Annotated in this window: 18 protein-coding genes; 11 read left to right on the plus strand and 7 right to left on the minus strand. The window is 41.6% G+C overall.

Annotated elements, in window-relative coordinates; translation table 11 throughout:
- Positions 1-356 precede the first annotated feature (356 nt).
- The 6 genes from QQK00_RS13610 to QQK00_RS13635 all read left to right on the plus strand — a co-directional run bounded on the left by QQK00_RS13610 (position 357) and on the right by QQK00_RS13635 (position 6,889).
- Complete coding sequence (locus tag QQK00_RS13610) at positions 357-1,502, plus strand: 3-dehydroquinate synthase (protein ID WP_284218127.1); 1,146 nt, start codon at positions 357-359, stop codon at positions 1,500-1,502.
- Between the two features lie 30 nt (positions 1,503-1,532).
- Positions 1,533-2,435: a UbiA family prenyltransferase gene (locus tag QQK00_RS13615; RefSeq protein WP_284218128.1), complete on the plus strand. Its 903-nt coding sequence runs from the start codon at positions 1,533-1,535 to the stop codon at positions 2,433-2,435.
- A 12-nt stretch (positions 2,436-2,447) separates the two neighbouring features.
- Positions 2,448-3,212, plus strand: coding sequence for an EboA domain-containing protein (locus QQK00_RS13620; RefSeq protein ID WP_284218129.1), 765 nt, complete (start codon positions 2,448-2,450; stop codon positions 3,210-3,212).
- 63 nt (positions 3,213-3,275) lie between these two features.
- Entirely contained in the window at positions 3,276-4,166 is an 891-nt protein-coding gene (locus tag QQK00_RS13625) for a TatD family hydrolase (protein WP_284218130.1), read from the plus strand.
- Positions 4,144-5,427: a metabolite traffic protein EboE gene (gene eboE / locus QQK00_RS13630; protein WP_284218131.1), complete on the plus strand. Its 1,284-nt coding sequence runs from the start codon at positions 4,144-4,146 to the stop codon at positions 5,425-5,427. The genes QQK00_RS13625 and eboE overlap by 23 nt, the downstream gene beginning before the upstream one ends.
- Positions 5,428-5,464: 37 nt before the next feature.
- Positions 5,465-6,889: an alkaline phosphatase family protein gene (locus tag QQK00_RS13635; RefSeq protein WP_284218132.1), complete on the plus strand. Its 1,425-nt coding sequence runs from the start codon at positions 5,465-5,467 to the stop codon at positions 6,887-6,889.
- 43 nt (positions 6,890-6,932) lie between these two features.
- Here QQK00_RS13635 and QQK00_RS13640 read toward each other — a convergent pair whose 3' ends face one another.
- A complete protein-coding gene (locus QQK00_RS13640; RefSeq protein WP_431307743.1) occupies positions 6,933-7,343 on the minus strand; it encodes a 3-phosphoshikimate 1-carboxyvinyltransferase in 411 nt (136 codons plus the stop codon).
- A gap of 436 nt (positions 7,344-7,779) precedes the next feature.
- Between QQK00_RS13640 and QQK00_RS13645 the strand changes: the two genes are divergently transcribed.
- Positions 7,780-9,921 carry a beta-galactosidase gene (locus tag QQK00_RS13645; protein ID WP_284218133.1) on the plus strand — a complete coding sequence of 714 codons (2,142 nt, stop codon included), beginning with the start codon at positions 7,780-7,782 and terminating at the stop codon, positions 9,919-9,921.
- Between the two features lie 17 nt (positions 9,922-9,938).
- Here QQK00_RS13645 and QQK00_RS13650 read toward each other — a convergent pair whose 3' ends face one another.
- The 3 genes from QQK00_RS13650 to QQK00_RS13660 all read right to left on the minus strand — a co-directional run bounded on the left by QQK00_RS13650 (position 9,939) and on the right by QQK00_RS13660 (position 13,622).
- Positions 9,939-11,753: a putative bifunctional diguanylate cyclase/phosphodiesterase gene (locus QQK00_RS13650; protein WP_284218134.1), complete on the minus strand. Its 1,815-nt coding sequence runs from the start codon at positions 11,751-11,753 to the stop codon at positions 9,939-9,941.
- Between the two features lie 30 nt (positions 11,754-11,783).
- A complete protein-coding gene (locus tag QQK00_RS13655; RefSeq protein ID WP_284218135.1) occupies positions 11,784-12,905 on the minus strand; it encodes an FIST signal transduction protein in 1,122 nt (373 codons plus the stop codon).
- 159 nt (positions 12,906-13,064) lie between these two features.
- Positions 13,065-13,622 carry a tryptophan 7-halogenase gene (locus tag QQK00_RS13660; RefSeq protein ID WP_284218136.1) on the minus strand — a complete coding sequence of 186 codons (558 nt, stop codon included), beginning with the start codon at positions 13,620-13,622 and terminating at the stop codon, positions 13,065-13,067.
- Positions 13,623-14,155: 533 nt separating this feature from the next.
- On the opposite strand from QQK00_RS13660, the gene QQK00_RS13665 reads away from it, so the two are divergent.
- From QQK00_RS13665 to QQK00_RS13675, 3 genes are all read left to right on the plus strand, one after another.
- Positions 14,156-16,018 carry a sodium:solute symporter family protein gene (locus QQK00_RS13665; RefSeq protein ID WP_284218137.1) on the plus strand — a complete coding sequence of 621 codons (1,863 nt, stop codon included), beginning with the start codon at positions 14,156-14,158 and terminating at the stop codon, positions 16,016-16,018.
- Positions 16,015-18,540 carry a glycoside hydrolase family 94 protein gene (locus QQK00_RS13670; protein ID WP_284218138.1) on the plus strand — a complete coding sequence of 842 codons (2,526 nt, stop codon included), beginning with the start codon at positions 16,015-16,017 and terminating at the stop codon, positions 18,538-18,540. Before QQK00_RS13665 ends, QQK00_RS13670 begins: the two co-directional genes overlap by 4 nt.
- An 88-nt stretch (positions 18,541-18,628) precedes the next feature.
- The gene (locus QQK00_RS13675; RefSeq protein ID WP_284218139.1) at positions 18,629-19,720 is read left to right on the plus strand and encodes a glycoside hydrolase family 5 protein; all 1,092 of its coding nucleotides are present in this window, start codon (positions 18,629-18,631) and stop codon (positions 19,718-19,720) included.
- 17 nt (positions 19,721-19,737) lie between these two features.
- Here the strand turns inward: QQK00_RS13675 and QQK00_RS13680 are convergent, their stop codons facing one another.
- Together QQK00_RS13680 and upp are read right to left on the minus strand one after the other, a co-directional pair.
- Positions 19,738-20,793, minus strand: a complete 1,056-nt coding sequence (locus QQK00_RS13680; protein WP_284218140.1) for a S66 family peptidase — start codon at positions 20,791-20,793, stop codon at positions 19,738-19,740.
- Positions 20,794-20,833: 40 nt separating this feature from the next.
- The gene (upp, locus tag QQK00_RS13685) at positions 20,834-21,463 is read right to left on the minus strand and encodes a uracil phosphoribosyltransferase (RefSeq protein WP_284218141.1); all 630 of its coding nucleotides are present in this window, start codon (positions 21,461-21,463) and stop codon (positions 20,834-20,836) included.
- A gap of 184 nt (positions 21,464-21,647) precedes the next feature.
- Here upp and QQK00_RS13690 point away from each other — a divergent pair, with 184 nt between their 5' ends.
- A complete protein-coding gene (locus tag QQK00_RS13690; RefSeq protein ID WP_284218142.1) occupies positions 21,648-24,038 on the plus strand; it encodes a DUF5060 domain-containing protein in 2,391 nt (796 codons plus the stop codon).
- 115 nt (positions 24,039-24,153) lie between these two features.
- Here QQK00_RS13690 and QQK00_RS13695 read toward each other — a convergent pair whose 3' ends face one another.
- Positions 24,154-26,010, minus strand: a complete 1,857-nt coding sequence (locus QQK00_RS13695) for a DUF5060 domain-containing protein (protein WP_284218143.1) — start codon at positions 26,008-26,010, stop codon at positions 24,154-24,156.
- Positions 26,011-26,025: the final 15 nt, after the last annotated feature.

Below are 26,025 nucleotides of genomic sequence, written 5' to 3' on the forward strand. Positions count from 1 at the left end.
TTTAAAATGTTAAAGGCCGTTGCATCATTTGATGAAGCGGCCTTTTTGTTTGGGCGCCATAAACATACGGTTGCTCAGTGCAATATATTATTTTGAAAATAACATAATACATTTCTGTTGTTTCGTACTTTAGCGCTAATATTGCTTAAGGTATGATTTATCAAAGCATTCGTTTTAAGACCTCGGACTTGAGCAAGAATCATGGGAATGGTAGGTCAAGTTCGTTATAACTTTTGCTTAAAAAACGCTTGAATATAGTTATCATTGACACCATATTCACATATAAATAACAAAATTCATTCGCAAGCAGGTGTTTGTTCCGCTAAACACTTCGTAGTAATTAAGGTAAGTAAGTTGTGTCACAAAGCAATGTATTGGAACAGGTATGTTTATCTCAAAAATTTACGGTGAGTTACGAGTACCCCGTAGTATTTTGTCGAAATGCATTCGACCCAACAAACGAGACATTAGCTAATTTAATTAACAATAAACACGAATCACCTTGTGTGCTGCCCATTTTTGATGAGCAGGTGTCGCTATTGCATCCTGAACTTAAAAGTGATGTGAGCACTTACTTCTCTAATATTGGTGTTGAGTGTCTACCTTGTTTAGTACTAGAAGGTGGCGAGGGCTGTAAAAACAATGAATCGCTTATTGATACGCTTTATGCTGAAGTAGAAATGCACAAAATAGATCGCCATTCCTACTTTCTTGTGATTGGCGGTGGAGCCTTAGTGGATGCTGTTGGTTTTGCGGCGGCGACGGCGCACAGAGGGATTCGTCTTATTCGGATGCCATCTACGGTGTTGGGTCAAAATGATGCTGGTGTAGGTGTAAAGAATGCTGTTAATTTTCACAATCGCAAAAACTTTGTGGGCACGTTTGCGCCGCCGTTTGCTGTTGTCAATGATTTTACATTGCTTGACACCTTAACAGCGCGTGATAAGCGAGCAGGTATAGCCGAAGCAATAAAAGTAGCGTTGATAAAAGATGCTACTTTTTTTGAAGAGCTTTACGCCACTCGACATGCATTGGCAAACTTTGAAGCTAAAGCCACAGAAAAAATGATCATAAAATGCGCTAAATGGCACCTTGATCATATCGCAAATGGCGGAGACCCTTTTGAACTCGGCTCTGCCCGTCCATTAGATTTTGGGCATTGGTCCGCCCACAAATTGGAGCAAATGACTCACAACGCGCTAAGGCATGGTGAAGCCGTTGCCATTGGTATCGCGCTCGACACTATTTATTCTGCGTTAATGCAACATATCAGCATTGAGCAAGCCGACAGGGTAGTCGAGCTTTTATTAGACCTAGGTTTTGAGCTTAATCATCCAATTCTCTTAGACCTAGATATCGTGAAAGCCTTAGACGAGTTTAAAGAGCATCTAGGTGGCGACCTCTGTATCACCTTACTTTCAGATATTGGTAAAGGCTTTGAGGTGAATGAAATTGACGATGCCGAAATGTTGAATGCCATAAATCAAATAAAATCAATATAATGTGATAACATAACATTTATGTTGAATATTATGCCTTTTCTTAAACTTATTCGTGCGCCAGCGGGATTTACTGCAATATCGAATATTCTCGCTACGTCGGTAATCGTTTCTAATGGCCAATTGGATTGGTCGCTACTATATTTATTGTCGGCTAGTGTATGCTTTTATTTTTCGGGCATGACTCTAAATGATTGTTTTGATTATAAAGAAGACCTAGCTGAACGCGCTTTTCGTCCCTTGCCGAGTGGTCAAATTTCAATCGGATTTGCCTGGTTATTTGGCTTTGGGTTGATGATTGCTGGTCTTGGTATGGCCTTCGCTTTTAGTCAAGCGTCAGGCGTGATTGGTATGTTTTTGTGCCTTGCCATTGTGCTATATAATGGCGTAATAAAAGATGGTTTGCTTGGTTCTTTTTGTATGGCAAGTTGCCGCTACGTTAACTGGATTTTTGGTGCAAGTTTTGTGCTTATGTTCGCCACTAGTAAACAGAGCCTGAGTCAAAACTTGAGTAGTATCGACTATTTCATTGCGGTGCCAATATTTTTCTATATTGCTGGCCTTACCTACTTAAGTAAGCAAGAAACCTCGGCCGCAAACAAACAAGCAGTATGGGTAACCGCGTTCTTCATATTTTGCAGCGCTATTTCGAGTTTGTTCTTAGCCCATATGCATTTTGAGTTATTCGATTGGCAGCGTTACATCGCTTATGGAATTGTCATACTGTGGTCATTATTGATGTTAAATAAGCTGCGAGTGGTGTTTGCTGATTTTGTCCCAGAGAATATTCAGAAACTGATCGGCTTTATGGTAATTGGCGTTATACCACTAGATGCACTAATTACTGCTATGGCGGGGCACTATTTATACAGCTTGTTTATTTTGGCGTTGCTACCACCTTGCAGAATGTTAAATAAAAAATTATACGTTACTTAGGTTGATTTATTAATGTTAAACCCAGTTGCTAAAGATATGTTGCCACGTGTGCGTATTCAACTTACGACAGAAGAGAATGCTTGGTTGTCTGCTGGGTTTGACGCTATTCGAAGTAGCAATGATGCTGTCAATGAGCTACTTAATATCTCGGTCGGGGTAAAAAGGAAAATTAAGAGTGCGGTTTCTTTAGATGAGTTGCCTTTATGCGAAGCAAGCGAAATTGTGCGAATCATTTTATTAATAGATACACTTCTTTGTCATTCTAACTTGCCAATTTCTCAGCTAGTAAAAGACTATTATCAGTATGGTGATAGTCAAGAAAAGTGTGCCTTGATTAAAGGCTTGTTTCTCCTAGACTCAGAAGGTCTAGCGGTGAATACTGCCGTGAGAGCAAGTCGATGTAATAGTGTTGATGAGTTTGCTGCATTAGCACTACATAACCCTTATCCAAGTACGCATTTTGAAGTATTAAATTTTAATCAGTTAGTGCTTAAAGCCTTGCATCAAGGTTTGAATATCGAAAATGTAATTGGCTTACAATCGCGTTCAAATGACGTATTAAATAATATGTGCTTTTCTTATGTTATTGAGCAAGCGTTAGCTGAGCGAATTCCGCCAGCCTCTATTTGGTCGGCAATTCAAGTCAATGCTTTGGAAGCTGAACATAAAGCTGTTTTCAGTCAATATGCGCGACACTTTGCTGCGCGCGATGAAGCGCACAAACAAGGTCTTGAACGTTTAATTGAATCTCAAGCGATTGAGGATGTCACAATTTGAAATCTAGCGCATGGGTCTTGAGATGCGTTAGTTACGGAAATATTAAAATTTAGGATGATAACCATGAAATACTTTGATCCGCATATTCATATGCTAGCTCGTACCACTGATGATTATGAAAATATGGCTGCAGCCGGCATCATTGGGGTCATCGAACCTGCCTTTTGGCTGGGCCAGCCGCGCACACAAGTAGGGTCGTTTATTGACTACTTTGACACCCTAATTGGTTGGGAACATTTTAGGGCGTCGCAATTCGGTATTATGCATTTTTGTACAATGGGCCTAAATCCAAAAGAATCAAATGACATAGAATTGGCGGAAGCCGTAATGAAAATTTTACCGCGCTATTGTCAAAAAGATAATGTCGTGGGCGTTGGCGAAATTGGTTACGATGACATTACACCTGAAGAAGATAGGTTTTTGGCTGAGCAACTACAGTTGGCTATTGATCAAGAACTGCCAGTACTTATTCATACGCCTCACAGAGACAAAGTCGGCGGGACCAAGCGTACCTTAGATGTGATTAAAGAAAGTGGTATTGCTGAAGAGATGGTATTGGTCGATCATTTAACAGAACAAACCTTACCTTTAGTTTTAGAAACGGGGTGTTGGCGTGGGCATAGTATCTACCCAAATACAAAAATGTCAGAACCACGTATGGTTAAGCTGTTGCAAGAATACGGTACGGATAAAATGGTGGTCAACAGTGCGGCTGATTGGGGCGTGAGTGATCCACTTAAAGTGCCAAAAACCGCACAAGCCATGTTAGATAGCGGCTTTAGTGCAGAAGAAGTTGAAAAAGTCACCTTTAACAACCCAATTAATTTCTTTGCGCAGAGCGGACGAATTTCGTTAGACATGGTGAAAAAGCCCTTGATTGATCAAACAAAAACCTTCGAAGACAACAAAGTCTTGCGTGGGCAAGAGCCCATTGTCGAAACACCAAAAGACTAAGCGCTTGCAGATGAGCTTTTCAGCGGCGCAAATTGCCTATTGCAGCAATGTGCACCCTGGCGAAGATATAACGGATGTACTTGAGAATATTCGAGTGCATTTCGCTGCGGTGAAAAATGGCCGTGGGTTGCCTCAAATGGCGTCGGGTCTATGGTTGTCTGCAAAAGCAACCAAGCAACTTATTGATGACACGCATAAATTCGATGAATTTACACAAGTGCTGGGCAACGAGGGAGTGAGGTTAAGTAGTTTAAACGGTTTTCCTTATGGCGATTTTCATCAAAAAGTTGTTAAGCAACAAGTATATTTACCTACTTGGGCAGAGCTGTCGCGCCTTGAATATACCCAGCAACTTGCTATTGTCTTAGCCAACTGTTTGCCAGATGATGTGTCCTTTGGCGCAATATCAACCTTACCCATAGCCTATGCAAGCAATTGGACGGTCGCAGAACACCGCCAATCGGTTGTAAATTTTGTCACGCTTGCACAGTTTTTAAAAACGTTAGAAGAAGATACAGGCAAGCGTATTGTTGTCAGTATCGAAATGGAGCCTGATTGCGTATTGCAGTCCACGACCGAACTTACTGCGTTCTTCAAAGACGAGTTAATACCCTATGCTGAGAGTGTTGGAGTAAACAAACATAGACTGCTCCGCTATATTGGTTGTTGTTATGATACCTGCCATCAAGGCGTGATGGGAGAAGATATTCGAGCGTCTTTGCAGGCGATTCACTCGCTTGGGATAGTGATTGCCAAAATTCAAGTCTCAAATGCACTCACGGCTAGAGTAGCAACTAATGAAGATATTGAAGCACTGACACAGTTGTTTAGTGATGAAAAGTTCTTACATCAAACAAAAGTGTTTAGTAGTGGAAGGCAAACGACGGCAATTGCAGATTTGAATAGAGAAGATTTAATTGCTCTGCTAGAGAGCGCTTCTGGTGATTACTGTAACAATATAGATGCGAATACGAGCATTGAGGCGCGTATTCACTACCATATACCGATTAATCATGCGGAGGAAAATTTGCCATTGCCAAATTTAGGCACTACGCAAAGGGCTATTTTGACGGCCTTAGATTTTGTTTCCGAGCACCTACCTTATGCACCACATTTAGAAATTGAAACCTATACTTGGCTAAACTTGCTTTCAAAAGAAAAAGATAAAAAGCTGGCCTTACATAGCGGCCTGATTGCTGAATTTGATTGGTTAGAGCAGGCGTTATTTGCACGAAATTTGTTGGCTGGAGTATCCAAGTAGCAGTGGTAGATGTAATGAATAGAATAAGAGCAATAAGATGACAAAACCTAGTGCTAACCCTTTAGTCGTTCTGAATGTTGTAGGCCTCAGCCCCTATATGTTGGGTGAAAATACGCCGAACATGAATAAACTTCTACAGCGAGGCTATCAAGCCCAGCCAATGGACGTCGAGTTTCCGGCGGTGACCACTACTGCGCAATCAGCCATGTTAACTGGCAAACAAGCAAGAGAGCATGGCATTGTAGGTAATGGCTGGTATTTTCGAGAGTTGGCTGAGGTGGGGTTTTGGAAGCAATCAAACCAACTTGTGCAATCAGACAAAATTTGGGATGTACTAAAGGCGCAGTATCCAGAGTTTACAGTATCTACGCTTTTTTGGTGGTATAACATGTACGCTAACGTAGATAATAGCATTACACCACGACCGCATTATCTTGCAGACGGCAACAAGATATTTGATTTATATTCTTCGCCTACTGGCTTGCACCAGAGCATTGAAAACGACATTGGAACCTTCCCATTTTTTAATTTTTGGGGGCCGAAAGCGGGTATTGGTGCTAGCCAGTGGATAGGGAATGCCGCTATAAAAGAGTTTGAAAAGAATAGGCCTGATTTACAGTTCGTTTACTTACCTCATTTAGATTATTGCTTACAAAAATTTGGACCCAATCATGTCTCTATTCCGAGTGAGATACGCGCCATTGATGAGGTGGTAGGCAATATCGTAAAAGCCTATGAACAATACAACGTAGATTTTTTGATTGTATCAGAATATGGCATTACCGAAGTCAACCAGCCCATTCATATCAACAAAATGCTCCGTAAGGCGGGTTATATCAATGTGCGCGAGACGCAAATATCAAATACGCAAATTATCGAAAATATAGATTGCGGGGCGTCAAAGGCGTTTGCTGTCGCTGATCATCAATGCGCCCACGTATATCTGCATGATAAGTGTCTAAATGACGGCAAAACGTTAGATGATGTAAAAACACTACTGCTCTCAAATGATGGTGTTGAACAAGTCTTAGATAAAAAAGCACAACAGAAATACGGGTTAGATCATACGCGAAGTGGCGATTTAGTCGTGATAAGTAAAGCGAATGCCTGGTTTACTTATTACTTTTGGCTTGACGACACAAAAGCCCCTGAGTTTGCACGTACTGTCGATATTCATAGAAAAATTGGTTACGACCCAGTAGAAATGTTTATTGATCCTGAGATTAAATTTCCTTTTTTATACGTTGCCAGTAGAGTTCTCAAAAAGAAATTAGGTTTTAGATATTTAATGGATGTTACACCGTTGCGTCCAGACTTAGTCAAAGGAAGTCATGGACGTATTACCGATGCGCCGGAACAGGGCGCTATTCTTATTGCGCCGAAAAATGCTATTGAAGATGGTAAAGCCTATCGTCAGGTAGATGTATTTGCGCTTATCCGTCGTCACTTTGCGAATGCATGAGCACAAAAAGCGCAGAGTAACGCTGGTGTTCAGCGCTATTCTGCTATAAACCTTTAAACCAATCCCAGATACCTAGTGAAAAGTCTTCAAATAGATTAATACCTAACCAAGATTTCAATAAATACAGAGTTAACAAGCCCACTAGCATTGAGAATAGAACGAACAGCGATATTATCAATGCCGAGGTGAGTGCAGAAATTCTTTGTTCTCGTCTAGACATTTCGCGATGGTTTTTGCCCACAAGGAATACGTAATAGATGCTTGTTGGAGACAATGGAATCGAAAACGTAGAGCGAATATCGATACTGTGTTTTTTCCAGCTTCTTGCGCCTAAAGCAGTGTGCAAATGTGCGAGTTGCTCTTCAGAAAAGCTTTCTGCTATCTCTTTTGGCATTCTTTGTAGAATATTTTTCACCGCCTGCGGTTGTCCTTTTGGAATAACCGTTTTACCGATATTTTTTTCCTGTTCAGGATGTCTGTTTGAGTCTGTTTGAGATTTAGTGTTAATACTGTTCACGCGATAAAAAGTGTCCCTAGCCCTAAATAATTTAACGCCCGAAACGTTGGATAGTTTAATTAAAAATAGGCATTTATATTTAGGATGGGTATTGTGTTAACGACAATGTATAGACGTAAATTCCATTTTTTGTTTTCTACATCTTGAACTTACGCTAAATGATATCGCTATCAATTTGGTGGGACTATTAAATATTTGATGATTTTCTACTGGTATTTGTGGACTAAATCGGTATTCCAATATTAAAAACAAATAGCGACCTTCCATGGTTTAACTTATTGTATTTATATTGATTGCCTCGTTTGAATGTATTAATCTTTAAGACAATCCAAAACTTCACTAAAATTTCTTTATGACTTTTCTATATAATAAAATGATAGCGTTATCATTTTTGTTCTTGGTTTATACAATTTGCAATCAAGTACAAGCTCAACAATTACTCGAACAAGAAGCGGTAGAGGGCGAAACTGCGTCCGCAGAAACCTTACGCTTAATTGCCTCAAATACTGAAGCGCTATCATCTGCTGCTCGTATCGAAGAGGTATCTGGCGGGCAAGCAATAGATAGTCGTGTATTGCGAATATCTGTAATGCCTGATGGACAAGATCAAGATGGCATCGCGTTTATTGCCCCCGACGGAGGCTGGAATTTAACGGATTGGCGTTCAATCAAAGCTGATATCACAAACCTGAGTGAACATACGATTCACCTCGGTATACGTGCAGACACGCCTGGTTCGGAAGAAACCAATAAGGGGTGGGCGCATAAGCTTTATCAGTATGTGCAAGTAGGGGAAACCAAGACGATTTCGCTTAATCTTTACAACACAGACTGGGCCATTGAGCCGCCAATGAATGTGCGGGGGCTGCGTGAAAAACCGGGGCAAGCCATTATTCCGCCAAACGAAGTAATTAAGATCAGCGTAGTTTCTGTGAGACCAAATCAGACGGATACCTTCACCGTAAGCAATTTGCGAGGAGAAGGTGCAATGGCGAAAATGTCAGTAGATAAATTTTTGCCTTTTATCGATAAATATGGCCAGTTTATGCATGCTGAATGGGATGGTAAAGCTAAGTCGGATGCAGATCTTTTGACTCAGCTTGCGCAAGAGAAGAAGGACTTAGCCGCTAATCCGGGTCCAAAGAATTTTAATGAGTATGGAGGTTGGGCGAACGGTCCACAACTTGAGGCGACTGGACATTTTAGAGTCACTAAGCGTAATGGTAAATGGTGGTTAGTTGACCCAACAGGTAAACTTTTTTGGTCCGCAGGCCCTGATATGTTGGCGGCAGATTTTACTGGTCATACTGGCATAGATTACCGTGAAGAGTATTTTGCTTGGGTGCCACCGCGCGAAGGTAGCCCATTTTCGGAGCATTACTTTTTGAATGAAGGGTGGGCACCGCATGGCTTTTATCGAGATAATTTGCCCTTTATGATGTTTGACTTCCATGATGCTAATTTGCAGCGTAAGTACGGAAAAAACTGGCGCGACGCGTTTGCAAATATGGCACATAAGCGTTTGCGTAGCTGGGGCATGAATACCATTGCTGCATGGGGTGACCCTGCCGTTTACCGTCAGCAAAAAACAGCATATACAACGCATGTATGGATTCATGGCGCGCGCCCAATCGAAGGATCTAGTGGCTACTGGGGGCAATTTCCCGATGTTTTTGACCCCGATTGGCAAGAGACTGCACGTAAAGCGATTGGTGCATACAAGCAAGAACAAAGCGACCCTTGGAATATAGGCTACTTTGTCGATAACGAAATGGGGTGGGGTGATACTACAAGCCTAGCCGTTGCGACATTGACTAGCCCACCAGATCAAGCGGCTAAAATTGCATTTATGGATGATTTGAAAATGAATCATCGCAATATTCAAGCGCTAAATGCATCTTGGGGAACAAATTACCGCTCATGGGATGACATGCTGGAAAGGCAAGACGCTGATGGCCTCGATGTTGACCGTGCCCGTCCTGACCTTGAAGCCTTTTATAAACGATTGTGTGAGCGGTACTTTCGTATCATCAAGCAAGAGTTAAAAGCAGTTGCCCCTGATAAACTTTATTTGGGTGTTCGTTTTGCATGGCGTAATGACATCGCGGTAAAAGCCTCCGCCCGCTATACCGATGTTGTGAGCTACAATGCATATCAGGGATCGGTGCGTGACTTATTCCTACCGGAGGGAATAGACCGTCCGTTAATGATTGGCGAATTTAATTTTCAAGCGACTGATACTCGCGGGTTTGGTGGGCAAATTGTTAGTGCTCGTGATCAGGCGCATCGTGGAGAGCGTTATGTTGAATATATTCGTAGCGCATTAGAAAACCCACAGATTGTAGGTGCGCATTGGTTTGAATATACTGACGAATCACCTGCGGGTCGGCCTGATGGCGAAAACTGGAACAATGGTATTGTTTCTGGCACAGATTATCCACATTATGGACTAGTGGATGGTATTAGAGAAATTGGCTATAAAATGTATGAAGTCAGAGCCGGTCTAGCGGAATAGTATTTGGTATTACTTTTCTAAATAAATAAAGAAAGGAACTTATTAGCGGGCATAGGTTTATAGAAGTGATAACCTTGGAATGCTGTAATGTTCTTTTCTTTTAGGAAGGCTAACTCTTTATCGTTCTCAACACCCTCAACAATACACTCCATCGAAAAATGCTCGCAAATCCCAACGATAGAAGATGTAATGACTTGGTTGTCTTTACAATTATTGATGTTAGCAATAAAACTGCGATCAATTTTAATTGTTTGTAAGGGAAGCTTTTGTAAGTATGACAGCGAAGAATAGCCGCTGCCAAAATCATCCAACATAAAGTCGATACCTTCGCCATTGAGCTGATGCATTTTTGCAATGGTTAAATCGATATTATCGATGGCAACATTTTCGGTGATTTCTATGCGCAGCTTCTTATGATCTAAGGCATATTTGTCTATTGTCGTTAATAGGTTTTCGGTAAATTGGGGTTGTACGAACTGCCGAGGACTAATATTGATACTTAGATACTTGGGCGTTAATTTGTAAATGTCTTTTTCTAGTATCTTCAGTGTTCTGCATGCTTCTTCAGCAACCCAATCGCCAATTGAGAGAATTAGGCCACATTCTTCTGCAACAGGGATAAACTCGGCAGGGCTTACCCAACCTAGTTCTTTACTGCGCCACCTAATAAGTGCTTCGGCACCAAGAATGTCGCCTGTTTCGTCCACGAGAGGTTGATAGTAAACCTCAAATTCTTCATTTTGTATTGCTGTGCGTAGGTACTTCTCGATTTTAGAACGTTTGTCTGAAAATGCTTGCAAATCTTCACTAAAGAAACTGAAACCATTGCGATTCCCATGTTTTATGCGATACATGGCAAGGTCTGCATTTTTAATGAGTTTTTGAGATTGAATATCGACACAGTTTTCTGCATGTTCTCGCACTGGGAACAGATTGATGCCCGTACTTATGGTGACAATTAATTCATTTTCGCCGACATGAATCGGTTGAGATATGGTTTCTGATAATTTTTCGGCAATTCGTTTGGCCTTACTGGTGGCGATGTCTCTATCATTGTCTAGATCGACAACTAGCAGTGCAAATTCATCACCACCGATTCTGGCAAGCGTGTCACCTTCTCTTGTGCACTTTCTAAATCGTTTTGCTATTTCTTTGAGTACGCCATCGCCAAAGGAATGACCAAGGCTATCATTGATGACTTTAAAACGGTCCAAATCAATATAGAAAATAGCACCAATTCTTTTACTTCTTATGGCGTTGGATATTGCTTTTTTCAAGTTGTCATTGAACATCTTGCGATTAGATAGTTGGGTTAGTGAATCCATCAGAGATTGTTCTCTGAGTTTTTCCTCTACTTTTTTTCTGGCTGATATTTCGTCTACTAAGGTTTGATGTTGTTCACATGCTAGACAACTGGTGGCCAACTTAGACATCAAAGACACCAATGCATTTATGACCTTGTCTTCAATTGTTTGATGTAAGCGCTCACAGATTAATATGCCAAAATTAGGAACAAAGAAGAAATAGTGATGCGTGTCATCCTCAAAGGAATGTGTTTGAGACGGTGTAGCCTGTTGAAAAAGTGCGTTTGCCGCTTTAATTACCTTGGTGTCAAATCGACTATTTGATTTTGGAAAGCTTAAGGATTTGTAATCATCTAACGACGAATCATTGATGTGCCACACCATGTGAATGGCGCTTAGACTTAGCCTTTTTTGCGCACGTTCCATGAATACGTTTAACATGTCATCAAGCTTTAAGCCAATGCCAATATTCATAGACAGCTCATGCTGTATTGATATTATTTGGAGTGCTTGACCCATTGGGTTCATCGTCGTGACTCCATCACCTTTATGCAAAAATCAATCACTAGACATCACAATAGCAGCAACGGCTGTTTTGTTGTGTAAGTCGATACCGCCGGCTTTTCCAGAAGCAATTTCCCCTAGTGCGAGCGCTCCGAATAAGGGGGTGTTTTCTCCAAGCGTATGCCTAATTTTATGCAATTCTTGCGTAAATTTGTCTCCCAAAAATAGCTTTCTGCTAATGCAGTCAAACAACAATGTAGCTTGTATATCCTTGGACACAGTTTTTTCTTGAATCGCAGATGCAGCAGCTTCAATTAAGCTATCAGCATGGCCCTTAAGTATGTACAACATTGTGTTTTCAGGTACCCGGCCAACACAAACTAAGGCTTGGTCGTTTACGGTAATAGGGTCACGTACAAGTAGTTTTTCGTCTAGGCGCTCCAAACCAAATGGGTAGGAGGAGGCAATTTCAAAAAAGTTTTCGGTGTCGAGTTCTCTAGCATCATGTCGTTCGATGACGTCTTTATATACTTGATAAGCAGGTTCAAAATTCAGTTGTAAAATTTGGTTGTCGTCTACCTGATTAGCCAAAAATGGGCCTTCTAGTACTTCCCAACCATGGCCTATTGCGAGTTCTACATCTTGCTTGATAGCGACGAGTAGCATGGCATCTTTGATGATCCCTTTGGGTGTAAATAAGCAAGGCATTTGATTAAAGCTTAAAGAGCCGGCACCGCCACCAAATACTTGCAAGGATTGCCCAAATTTTTGAAATACTTGATTCAGTGCATTCCCAATCCCTCTCGCCAAACCGTCAACGAGCATTAAGACAGTTGAAAAATCCTGCATAGCAAAGTGTATACTGAACTTGTTTTCGTGGCACTCGCTTAGGCCTTCAAATACTTTTACTTCTAGTTGCGCATGCATAGGGATGATTAGCATGCCAGTTTCGTATGCCGTGTCTTGATGAATTATGTTAGGGAACACGCCACCGAATACAGGCTGTGCAATAGTTTGGAGTGTTTGATCGAGGCTAGTTCTGTCGTCGAGCCCATTGTCACAGCACAATATAAGAAAGCCACTCGGATGCGTTGTCTGTAATTGACTTATGGCATCATTTAATGTTGTTGAGGTGACATGTTCAATGTATTTCGCGACACCGAATATATTTTGCATACTAGTCCTACATTAAAATAACAAATACTAGGAGAAGCCTAGGCTTACAAGGATTTCCCCGGATGCATGATATTTCTAATAGACGACGAAACTTATTAGACTATGGTTTTATCGGCAGTTGAATAGTATTGTTTACCTTATTCGACAAACTTTAGGCCATCATAGGTCTGATTGGCAATGCACTTGAATAAAGTTAGATTGCATAGGCATTGTGGAGACCGAAGTTTCAATCACCTGTTGAATATGTTGTAGACGCCTTGCTATTTCTGTTTCAGGCAGATTATCTACTATTGGATGATACGCATTTGCATGTGCGCCTTGCCCATGTATGACTGCCAACCACGATGTCTCGTCAAACAATTCGTTGTCTTTTCGAAAAATTCGCCCATTGCTTGTATACAATGACAATTTGTCGGTTACGCCTTGCGGTACATCCATGTGTTTACAGTAACGCCAAAATTCGATGTCTTCGCGGTCAGTCAATTTGTAATGTAGTATGATGAAGTCGCGAATTTGCTCCATTTCCAACTTGCTTTGTGTATTAAATTCATCAATATCTACTTGGTTAAATTCGCTATTGGGAAAAAATGCCATTAAACGAGAAATAGCAGATTGAATGAGGTGTAATCCGGTAGATTCCAAAGGTTCAATGAAGCCAGCAGAACCGCCACCTAAAATAACAACATTTTTAATATTGTTTTGAGTATTCGTTTGCATGCTTTAATGTCCTTTTAAGTGTCAATAACGTACTACGCTGATAGGGCTTGTTCAAAGCGGTATTTGAGTTTGTCTAATATGCCTTGCTTGGTAAAACGGAAATCGTCAGTAGCGCCTCTTTAAATCCAGGAAATAAATATGCTGCAACGAAGCTCATAAGGGTCCCAATGACGATTATTGGTTGAAATCGATTTCATATTATGTGCAAAAAAATCGGCTTAAACAGGCATTTTGCTTAGCTAAGCATGAAATAAATGGAAAATGTTTAAAACCGATATTCTTACTTTATTTCAAAATGTCAACATATTGTAAACTTGGATGCACTGTGGATGTAAGTTTATGTTTATTAATGCATCTTAAGTGATTGATATTAAATTACTTAAGTATTTCCTAACGTTTTTTTACGATATTCGAAGATAATTTCTATGTTATCAAATTGTTTAATTATTTATTGAAAACGGTTTCATAATGCATTACCGTTTAAACCAAATTGAGTAGCAGACTCATTATTCATGAACTGAACTAGGGGAATTATGCAAATTGCTGTAATTGATATGACCATCGTTGCTGCCTATTTATTGGCAATAATATCCATAGGTTTCTATTTAAAGAAAAGGGCATCTAAAGACATGTCGGCTTATTACCAAGGTGGCCGCAAGTTACCTTGGTACATGTTAGGCCTGTCAAATGCATCCGGTATGTTCGACATTTCAGGCACCATGTGGTTGGTGACCTTAATGTTTGTTTATGGCATGAAAAGTATCTGGATACCTTGGTTGTGGCCGGTTTTCAATCAAGTCTTTCTTATGGTGTATTTGTCTATTTGGTTACGACGTTCAAACGTATTGACCGGTGCAGAGTGGATGCGAACGCGTTTTGGTGATAGCCACGGAGGAAAATTGTCGCATTTCGTTGTCGTATTGTTTGCCATTATAAGTGTGTTGGGCTTTTTGGCTTATGGATTTGTGGGGGTCGGTAAGTTTGTTGAAATATTTGTGCCTTACGAAATTGTTTCTCCCTATCTGCCTTTTGAACTATCGCCTGAATTTGTCCCACATTTTTACGGTATCTCTTTTACTGCTATCGCGACACTTTATGTAATGTTAGGCGGAATGATGAGTATTGTATGGGCGGACGTGTTGCAGTTTACTATCATGACGTTTGCAGCTTTGGCCATTGGTTTCATTGCGATGGCGCAAGTGTCACCTGACGCATTATCTGCTGCGACCCCAGAGGGGTGGAATAATCCCTTTTTTGGCTGGTCATTGTCTCTAGATTGGTCGGGTATTATTGACGAAGTCAATGACAAAATCTTATCTGATGGATACTCATTATTCAGTATTTTTGTAATGATGATGCTGTTTAAAGGTGTATTAGTAAGTGCCGCTGGCCCAGCACCGAACTACGATATGCAAAAGATACTTGCGACTAAGTCACCTAAAGAAGGTGCATTGATGAGTGGCTTTGTGTCTATTGTTTTAATGCCTATTCGCTATTTTATGATTGCGGGTTTTACAGTGCTCGCCATTGTTTATTACGACCGATTGGATCTTGTGTCTGGTGGCTCTTTAGATTTTGAAAATATCTTACCAAGTGCAATCTTGGAGTTTGCACCAGTGGGTATTTTAGGGATTCTGCTAGCGGGTTTAATCGCGGCTTTCATGTCAACCTTTGCAGCCACAGTAAATGCTGCGCCAGCATACTTAGTGAATGATATTTACCATCGTTACATCAACCCAAACGCAAGTAATAAGACCCTCATTCGCGCGAGTTATCTAATTTCGGTAGCGGTAGTCGTGATCAGTACGTTCATTGGCCTTTATGTGCAAAGCATTAACAGTGTATTGCAGTGGTTAGTATCAGGGCTTTGGGGTGGATACGTTGTCTCAAATGTATTGAAGTGGTACTGGTGGCGGTTAAATGGCTACGGCTACTTCTTCGGTATGCTGGCCGGTATTGTTGGCGCGCTAGTATTCCCGCCTATATTTTCAGCCGTATTTCCCGAAATTAGTTCGGACATTGCACCATTGAGCGTGTTCCCCATTCTACTTATTGTTTCGGGTTTAGTGTGTATTTTAGTCAGTATTTACACGCCTCATGACGATATTGAGGTCTTGAAATCGTTTTATAAGACAGTGCGACCTTGGGGATTCTGGGGGCCGATTAAAGCGCAAGTGATGGCAGAAGATCCAGATTTTGTTCCGAATAAAAATTTCAAAAACGATATGTTTAATGTTGCAACCGGTGTTGTAACGCAAACGTGTTTAGTCGCGCTTCCCGTTTTTATTGTCATTAAAGAATGGGGCTCTATGACTACTACGCTTGTTATTTTAGTGGTGAGTGCGACTTTATTGAAGCGCAACTGGTACAACAAATTAGATGAAAATGCAGCATGATAGATTCAAAAACTAAATTTGGTCATTTTGACAATGACAATTATGAATACGTAATTACCGATCCGTTTACGCCGTCTCCATGGATCAATTACCTAGGAAATGATGGCTTCCATGGGTTAATTTCTAACACAGCGGGTGGTTACACATTTTTCCGTGATCCGAAGTTTAGACGCTTAACTCGATATAGGTACAACAATGTGCCTGTAGATACTGGTGGTAGATATTTTTATATTTCAGATGGGGACGACGCGTGGTCGCTCGCTGGGCGTCCGATGGATACGGTACTTGATAAGTACGAATGTCGACACGGTATGGGATATTCACGCTTTTTATCACGTAAAAATGATGTGGAAGCGAAGGCAACGTGTTTTGTTCCGTTAAATACGACTGCCGAAGTTTACATGGTGTCACTCGAGAACACCGGTGCTAAAAGTAAACAACTAAGCATGTTCTCATTTTTAGAATGGTGTTTGTGGAATGCTGAAGATGATGCAACTAATTTTCAACGAAACTTGTCCACGGGTGAAGTCGAAATTTCTGAGAGCACACTTTTTCATAAAACCGAATTTAGAGAGCGTCGTAATCATTATGCTTTTTATCATGTGAATCATGAATTATCCGGCTTTGATACGTGTCGAGATAGTTTTTTAGGCCCGTATCGCGGCATGCATAACCCGCTTGTGGTCGAGACGGGTAAATCCAACAATTCTCATGCGCACGGTTTTTCGCCTATTGCGTCACACCATTTAAAAGTGGATTTAGCGCCGGGCGAAAAAACCTCTTTCGTTTTTGTTATGGGCTATTGCGAATTGGCCAATGACGAAAAGTGGGCACGGCCGGGCGTTATAAATAAAAAACCTGCAGAAGCACTCATTCACCGTTTTGATACGACTGAGAAAGCACAAGCGGCTTTAGATGATTTACATCGGTACTGGCAAGACTTGTTAGGTAAGTGTGTTGTTAAAACACCTGACAGTGCGTTTGATACCAGTATTAACATTTGGAATCAATACCAAAATATGGTGACGTTTAATTTATCAAGAAGCGCATCGTTTTATGAAAGCGGTATTGGCAGAGGTATGGGATTTAGAGACTCTAATCAAGATACCATTGGTTTTACGCACATGGTGCCGAATAAAGTGCGTGAGCGTATTTTGGATTTATCTGCGACCCAAAAACCAGACGGTTCAGCATTTCACCAATATCAACCATTAACTAAAAAAGGTAACGCCAATATTGGTGGTAACTTTAATGATGATCCTATGTGGCTGGTGCTGTCGACCTGCAACTACATTAAAGAGACAGGAGACTACGCAATATTAGACGAACTCGTCCCGTTTAATAATGATGAAACCGACAGCGGCACTCACTTTGAGCATTTACATCGGGCCTTTAATCATGTGGTGAACAATTTAGGGCCTCATGGTTTGCCCTTAATCGGCCGCGCCGATTGGAATGACTGTTTAAACCTTAATTGCTTTTCAACTGATCCAAATGAATCTTTTCAAACAACGCAACGCGGTGCGTCAGATATTGCTGAGTCATTAATGATTGCTGGGCAATTTGTCTTGTACGGAGAAGAATTTGCCGTGTTGTGTGATAAGACAGGACATTCAGAATTAGCGCTCACTTGTCGTGCGCATACTGATAAGATGCGAGAGGCGATCAACACGCACGGATGGGATGGCGAGTGGTTTTTAAGAGCTTACGATGCAAGAGGTAATAAGGTAGGCTCAAACGATAATCAAGAAGGTAAAATTTTTATCGAGTCTCAAGGGTTCTGCGTAATGGCTGGCGTAGGTACTGACAATGGTCGAGCAAAGAAAGCGATGGACTCGGTGGCAGAGCATTTGGTAACAGACTACGGCATCATGCTACAGCAACCTGCATTCAGCGGATATGACAAATATTTGGGCGAGATATCGTCTTATCCGCCAGGTTACAAAGAGAATGCTGGCATTTTTTGCCATAACAACCCGTGGATCATTATTTCTGAAGCAATGTTACACAACCCTGATCGCAGTTTGGCGTATTTTTCTAAGTTGTGCCCGACATATTTACAAGACAAACAAGCTTTGCGTCGCTCTGAACCGTATGTTTATAGCCAAATGGTCGCTGGTGCTGATTCCGCTGTGCCTGGCCAAGCTAAGAACTCGTGGTTAACAGGGACGGCATCTTGGAGCTATTATGCTGCAGTGCAGTATATATTGGGTATTCGACCAGACTACGATGGTTTAAGAATATCGCCTTGTGTGCCTGCTGAATGGCAAGAAATCAATGTGAAACGCACATTCCGGGGTGCTCGCTACGATATCGATATAGTGAATGACGTAAGTGATGCTAGTGTCGGCGATGATCATACTGGTGAGTGCAATACCAGCAATACTAGTGATAGCACTAAACCATGCGTGACAGCTTCCCGCATTAGTATTGTTGTTGACGGAAATGCACTGATAGGCAACTTGATTCCATTCGCTGAGTTTTCTGGCGACCACAAGGTTGTGGTGACCTTAACTAAATAATTAGATTGTTACTTTTTTTAAACGTTGTTTTAAAGCTTTGATTAATGCGCACTATTTTGTGCGCTAATAATAAAAAACAGGATTAAATATGTTACGTATATTTAAAACATGCTTTGTCGCAGCACTACTTTGTTTCGTTGGTGTGGCGAACGCGTCAAAAATTGACCTAGAGACCATTGCTGAGTGGTGGAACATCCCTTATCCAGAAAGTTTCGATACGTCTCAGCTGAAGACGCAGGGGTTTATTCACGTAAAAGGAAATCAATTTGTCGATGCCTCTGGTAAACATTTTGTTTTTAGAGGAATGAACATCGCATCTCCCGATAAGTTGCTCAAACAAGGGCAATGGAAGAAATCACTGTTTGCAGAATTGAAAGACTGGGGAGTAAATACTATTCGCCTACCTGTTCATCCAATCGGGTGGCGCTCAAGTGGCAAATATAATTATATCGAGTTAATTGACGAAGCAGTTGTGTGGGCCAACGAATTAGGTATCTATTTAATTCTCGATTGGCATTCCATTGGGTACTTGCCTAATGGTTTGTTTCAGCACCCAATGTATAAAACCAATGTTCAAGAAACGATGGAGTTTTGGCAATTTGTCGCTGCAAGATACAAAGGTGTGCCTACCATAGCGGTTTATGAAATATTCAATGAGCCGACCGATATGGGAGGGAAAGCAGGTACCGCTGATTGGTTAGAATGGAAAGCGTTTAACGAACAAGTTATTGATGTTATTTATGCACACGATAAGCAAGTGATTCCTTTGGTTGCAGGCTTTAATTGGGCATATGACTTAACAAGTGTGATTGAGCATCCTATTGAACGAGAAGGGATTGCTTATGTTAGCCATCCATATCCTCAAAAGGCAAAACCCAAGCCAAGGACTAAAGATGCAGTTTATGCGTCGTGGACCGAAAAATGGGGACATGTGTCTGCTAAGTATCCAATTATTGCCACGGAGCTTGGTTGGGTTGAGGAAGGCGGCTTTGGTGCTCATATCCCGGTGATAGATGACGGGAGTTATGGCCCATGGATTATTGAATACATGGAGGCAAGGAATATTTCTTGGACAGCATGGTGCTTTGATCCTGAATGGTCACCGACAATGATCCACGATTGGGATTTTAAGCCAACAGAGCAGGGCAAATTCTTTAAAAAGGTATTACAAGCATACTGAGGTTAACGTGTTGGATTTTAGCAAGTCGGCGACTCAAGTAAGGCGATTGTCTTTTCATCGCAGTTGATTTCAGTGAGTATGCCATTGGGCATAACCCATTGCGGGTCTGTATGGCCAAATGTTAAGTTAGCAACGACAGGTAAGTCAGCTTGCTTAAATTCAACATCCAGTACTTTGCGGATCATGTCTATAAGCGCCAGTTTATTTTCATTGCTGTAATCTCGTGCGCGTCCAAAAAGAATACCTTTGACGCGACCGAATATGCCTTGAGTGCCATAGTTTCTTAAAAAGTACTTCACGCAGTCAATAGAGGGGGCGTTTTCACTGGTTTCGAAATACAAAATTTTATCGTCCCAAAATGCCGGCTCAGGCCAATACTTTGTGGCTTTTAAAAACTCTAATACTTCGATACAGCCGCCAAAAAGACGACCCTCAACTTTGCCTTGTCCTTGGATCCACTGCCAACCAATATCATCTTTTTTCAGCGGTTCTACTTGCCCTGCGTTTTCAGGTGTTTGCCAATTGAGATAGCGTTCGGTATAACCCTCAAAATAGGGAAGCGAATAGCGCGCAATCTGAGTCATTAACATGCGACGAATATGTTCAGTCACATGCTTGGGGTACGCTTGCAGTTGTGCAAAACCTGCCATCACAGCTGGGCCGTTAAACGTGACTAAGCCCTTTTGATTAAGATAGGTGAGGAAGGTTGTGGCATCAGAATAGCCCATGATTATTTTTGGGTTTTTCAGTATGAGCTCGATATCTAAGTACTCAAGTATTCGCACTGAGTCGTCACCACCAATGGTGACAATAATGGCATTTACCTTTGGATTAGCGAATGCGTTATTAATATCCTGCGCCCGCTTTTCGGGGGAAGCATAAAGCGTATCGTTATCCATCATAGCCGTGGGCATTTCAAGAATGTTAACGTCGAATGTGTTGCGTAAGTTTTCTAGGCCTAAGTCATATACATACGGAAACGTATAAGCTAAGCCACTGCATGGTGACAATACCGCAATAGTATCGCCAGCTTTTAAGCTGGGCGGTTTAAGGGGAAGGCCGTTAGAATGCATTCGTCGTCTTTTTTTTGTTGTTTACGTCATTTTAGCTGAGTTATCGAGTGCCAAATATTTTATCCCCAGCATCACCTAGTCCAGGTAAGATATAGCCTTTTTCATTTAGATGGTCGTCAATCGATGCAGTATATATGTCAACGTCTGGGTGTATTGATTGCACTGCTTCTATACCTTCAGGTGCAGCAACAAGAAATAAGCCCATAATGTTTTCACAGCCTTTACTTTTTAACAGGTCAATGGTGGCAATCAGCGTTCCGCCGGTCGCCAACATTGGATCTACAATCAATGCTGTTCGCATTTGCACATCGCTGACGACTTTATCAAAGTAGGCAACAGGTTGCAGAGTGTCTTCATCACGATATAATCCCACGACGCTGATTTTTGCATTCGGAATGAGTTTCATCACACCATCTAACATACCAAGACCTGCTCGAAGTATTGGAACGACCGTAATTTTTTTGCCTTTAATTTTTTTAATGTTAAGCGGCTCGCCCGTCCACCCTTCGATTTCTACTACTTCAGTGGCTAAATGACGAGTGGCTTCATAGGTGAGCAAATTGCCTACTTCACTTGCGAGTTCTCGAAAGTCTTTACTGCTGACACCTTGGGCTCTCATTAGTCCTAGTTTGTGCTGTATTAGCGGATGCTGTATTTCATTTACTGACATTTTGACCTCTAAAATATGATAACACCATGTGTAGATTCGCCTCGATTTTAGATTAAGAAGCGCCCCATTTATCTTATAAGAATTTGTTCAGATTAGTTGCTTATATTTTGCACTTTTTATTGTTTTTACTGTTTCTACTATGTTATAAATATGTAAATTCATTTTTAAAATGTGTAATCTATATATGAAAAAGCGTAATGCAATAACAATTATGCTGCTATTCTTGTTCTCAGTTACGCTAAATGCTAAGCCAAAACAGAATGCAGGCATAGAGTTACTTGCCAGTAGTTTAACGCCACAGGCGACAAATTATCGCCATGTGCCGGGTGGATTGGCTATTCGGACAGATCGCGGTAAAAGGAGTGCACAAATTAAAGTGGCCGTACCTGCCGGAAACACCGACTTTAACATCGAGTTTCACGCATTGCCTGACGCTGCTGGCGATGCGGAGCATGAGCTACTGTTAGGTGATACAAGTATTGGGAAGTTTGTTGTCCCTGCTAGCACGAACGATTCTCATGTAATTACAAAGGTATTCAAGAGCATATACATCAATGAAGGTGAATCACTCACTGTGCGTACAAAAGTGAGTTCGAATAATGAGAAGAATTACAGTACCGGGCAATGGAACAAGCTTGTATTTGTGCCCTTATCTGTAGACCCAGGGCGTTTAAAATCTATCGTCAATCGTGCTCGCTCTCAAATTGAGATTGAATCGGGTCCTGCGGTAGCTGTTACACGCGAGGCTGATGGGGATTCGTCAGTGAGTATTAGTGGTGAGTTGAAGCAGTGGCATCCGGTAACCCTAACGATGCAAGGACCATTTGCACATGAGCAAGATATAAAACCCAATGCCTTTTTAGATTACAGAATGTCAGTAGAGTTTTCCCATGAAAGTGGTGTACCGACTTATACTGTGCCTGGGTATTTTGCTGCCGACGGTAACGCTGCACAAACATCTGCTGATATGGGAACTGCATGGCGAGCGCATGTATCACCAGACAAAGCCGGTACATGGCACTACAGAGTATCATTTGTGTCTGGCGAGGGGGCTGCGATTGTGCCTGCAGTAGGCGAGTATCTGGCACCTTATCACGGGAAGTACGGTACCTTTAAGGTGAAGAAAACAGACAAAAAAGGCAAAGACTTTAGAGCAAAAGGGCGCTTAGAGTATGTGGGTGGCAGGTATCTCCGCCATGCTGGTAGTGGCGAATTTTTCCTAAAAGCGGGTCCTGATGCCCCAGAAACCATATTTGCATATGAAGATTTTGACAATACGGTCAATATGAAACCTGATTTACCCTTAAAAACTTGGCAAGCGCATGCGCAAGACTTTAATGACGGTGATCCCACCTGGCAAGGAGGTAAAGGTAAAAATTTGATTGGTGTTATGAATTATCTGGCAGATACGGGCGTAAATGCATTTTCATTTTTAACCTACAATGCCGGAGGTGATGGTGACAATATTTGGCCATATGTTGAACGCAATGGAAAACGTCATTTTGACACATCTAAGTTGGATCAATGGAATATCGTCTTTTCTCATGCGCAAGCAAAGGGAATTTATTTGCACTTTAAGCTTCAAGAAAACGAATTGGATGACAATCGACGAGGCAGTGCAAAAAAATATGCAGTGATTGAGGAGTCCCTAGATGGCGGCTTATTAGGTACTGAACGAAAAGTCTACTTGCGTGAAATTATTGCGCGGTACGCACATCATTTGGCGTTAAATTGGAATCTTGGCGAAGAAAATACACAAAGCTATGAAGAACAGCGAGATATGGCGGAATATATTTATAACCTTGACGCCTATGATCATAATTTGGTTATCCACTCTTTCCCAAACCAGCAAGAAAAAGTATACCGAGAGTTACTTGGCCCCAATTCAGTATTAACAGGGGCATCGTTGCAAAATTCATGGGATAAAGCACATAAACAAACCTTGCGTTGGATAGATGCAGCACGTTCTGCGGGTAAAAATTGGGTGGTGGCAAACGATGAACAAAACCCAGCGGGCATGGGGATTCCGCCAGATCCTGGCTACAAAGGCTTTGATGGCTTCGCTACCGACAGAAATGGCAAGTACGATTTACATGATGTTCGCAAATATACGCTTTGGGGTAATCTCATGGCAGGTGGTGCGGGTGTCGAATATTACTTTGGCTACAAATTACTGGAAAATGATTTGAATGCTGAAGATATGCGTAGCAGGCATCGTTCATGGGAGTATGCAGGTATTGCTATTAACTTTTTTGAGCAATACGACATCCCAGTGCAGCGTATGCGTAACCTAAATAGGCTCATCGGAAATAGTAACGGCAGCAATTTAAAATATTGCTTTGGTAACGAAGGCGAAATCTATTTAGTGTATTTACCAAATGGCGGCACAAGCGACATAGACTTATCGTCTGAAAGCCCGAAAGCGAAGTTTTCTATTAAATGGTTTAATCCTAGAACTGGGGAAAAACTAATGCGGGGTAGCGTGCGTTCTGTCAAAGGCGGGCGTTTGGTTTCTGTTGGTAATCCACCCAATGAGGAAAGTGAAGACTGGTTAGCGGTGCTCTCAAAACGTTAGGTGTAGCCACATTTGGCGTAGGTAAAAATATTCAATGTGTTCATGTCTAAACCGTCTACTATTCCACTTAGCTCTCACAATATAGTAGACGGTTTTAACTGGTTTAAGTTATTAATCAACGTCGCTTGATTAAGACAACCCAATCTTTTGTTCCATCTTTGGGAGGTAAACCTAAAGAATGCTTTTCCCGTCTAAAATATTGTTTGAGCGGAGACGTTATATTAATTTTTTCTACGCTACCTGTTTGCAGTTCTCCACCATTTCTAGGGTCAAACCATTCCACTGAGTACTCTGCTTCTCCTAGCGGAAAGTTAAGCGATATGTCTTTTGAGGCATCTTTAGCGAAAACGATATAAAACGCTTTTTCTTTTCCTAATACCCATGCATTATTTGTAATGTCATCCTTGTTCTCGGCTTCTTGGTATGCAACGTCAGCTAATTTGAAGAAATCCAAGGCATGCTTTGCTTGTGTCCAAAATAAATCACGTGTGCGCCAATCTTGTGCGGTAAGATCTGAATGAGGATGTGCATATCCGAAGTACCATTCAGTCCCCCATGCTCCTGCCGTTAGCGCTCCCCAGAGACCATTCATCCGTGCATCATTATGCTCAGGATCGAGCTCGTCTGGTAGCAAACTGTCTTGGGCATCTCCAGGTTCGTCAACGGCCACTGCGAAAGGGCGTCCATTAACAACAGGCCATGCCCTTAGGCGTTTTACGGCGGCATGCACATGACCAAAATCTTTACGATGTGTTTGCACTGAGGCGCCGGTGTAATAACTATCAGGGCCGGTTAAATCGTTATAATCATTCCCATTGTGAATGACGATATGATGATTGTAAGGGTCGTTGTTGTAAAAGTATTTCGCCATTGCTAAACGTTGAATCGTTGTTTGAGGCATGGTTTTGTGGTTTTTATGCCATTCGCCATTTTCCTCACCCATATTCCAGTTGAGGGCCAAATGATGACCGAAACGAGCAATTAGTTCTCGATAATAGAGTTGGCGCTCAAGGCCAAGTCCACCGTTATCGAGCAAGCCTTGGTTTTCGACTTCAGCTGTTTTGAAGTGAAGAAACAAGCCTTTTTTCTGAGCATGCGAAAAAATGATGTCCCATTGCGCTAGTTTTGATACATCCATTCTGTCGTAGGTATCGTAATCGATATAGGGGAATACATTTTGATCGTCACCTTTGATATTCAGTGTTAAGAAGGAGATTGAGTTCATTCCCTTAGACGATAAATAGTTTAGTGCACCTATCAGTGCTTTCCCTTTACCATCTTGCCAAGTAGGATCGTTTTCATTCCAATCCTTTTTATGCGCTTCCCAAGTTTTGACGAGATTGTCTTTGTGGCCGTCAGAATGAAAGGTGCCGTCAAAATCGGCATAAGACAATAAGTTTTCAGGCGCGTCAGGCCCAGCTTTTAGAAAATATTCACCTGTTTCGGCAAAGCGAAGATACGCCTGATTAACATATTCTAAGCGACCTCGTTCTCTAAAGTCAGGATACGCCTTATCACTTGCTTGGATAGCAAATTGACCTTTTTGATTGTCCATGTAGTTGGCGGACGTACCGGTAAATGGTTTGTCTGACACGGCAGCAAATTTTCCTTTTCTAAAGAGCGCTTGCCATTGCCATTCGCCTTGTAGGTTTGGGGTAAAGTGAACTCGCCATTTATTTCCAGCGGATGCGCCGGTATTCGCCGCGTTCCCATCGGCGGCAAAATAGCCTGGCACCATAAATTTTTTGCCAGAACTTATATGTGTAAACTCTACATTTAAACGAAAATGAATAAACGGGTTTATTTCATCTGTTTCATTTGCTTCCGGGCCATCAAATGTGAGTGTTACGGCATGCCATTTTTTCAATTCGCCGCTCAACTCAACATTTGTGCTCGCAGCTGAAAAATAAGAGAATAGGCTCAACCATATGATTGATAACCATCGCATTTGCATTATTTTGGAGGTGTGCATTTATATTTTCCTAGT

Origin of the sequence: Agaribacter marinus (assembly GCF_030160655.1) — a bacterium.
Taxonomy (GTDB): domain Bacteria; phylum Pseudomonadota; class Gammaproteobacteria; order Enterobacterales; family Alteromonadaceae; genus Glaciecola; species Glaciecola marina.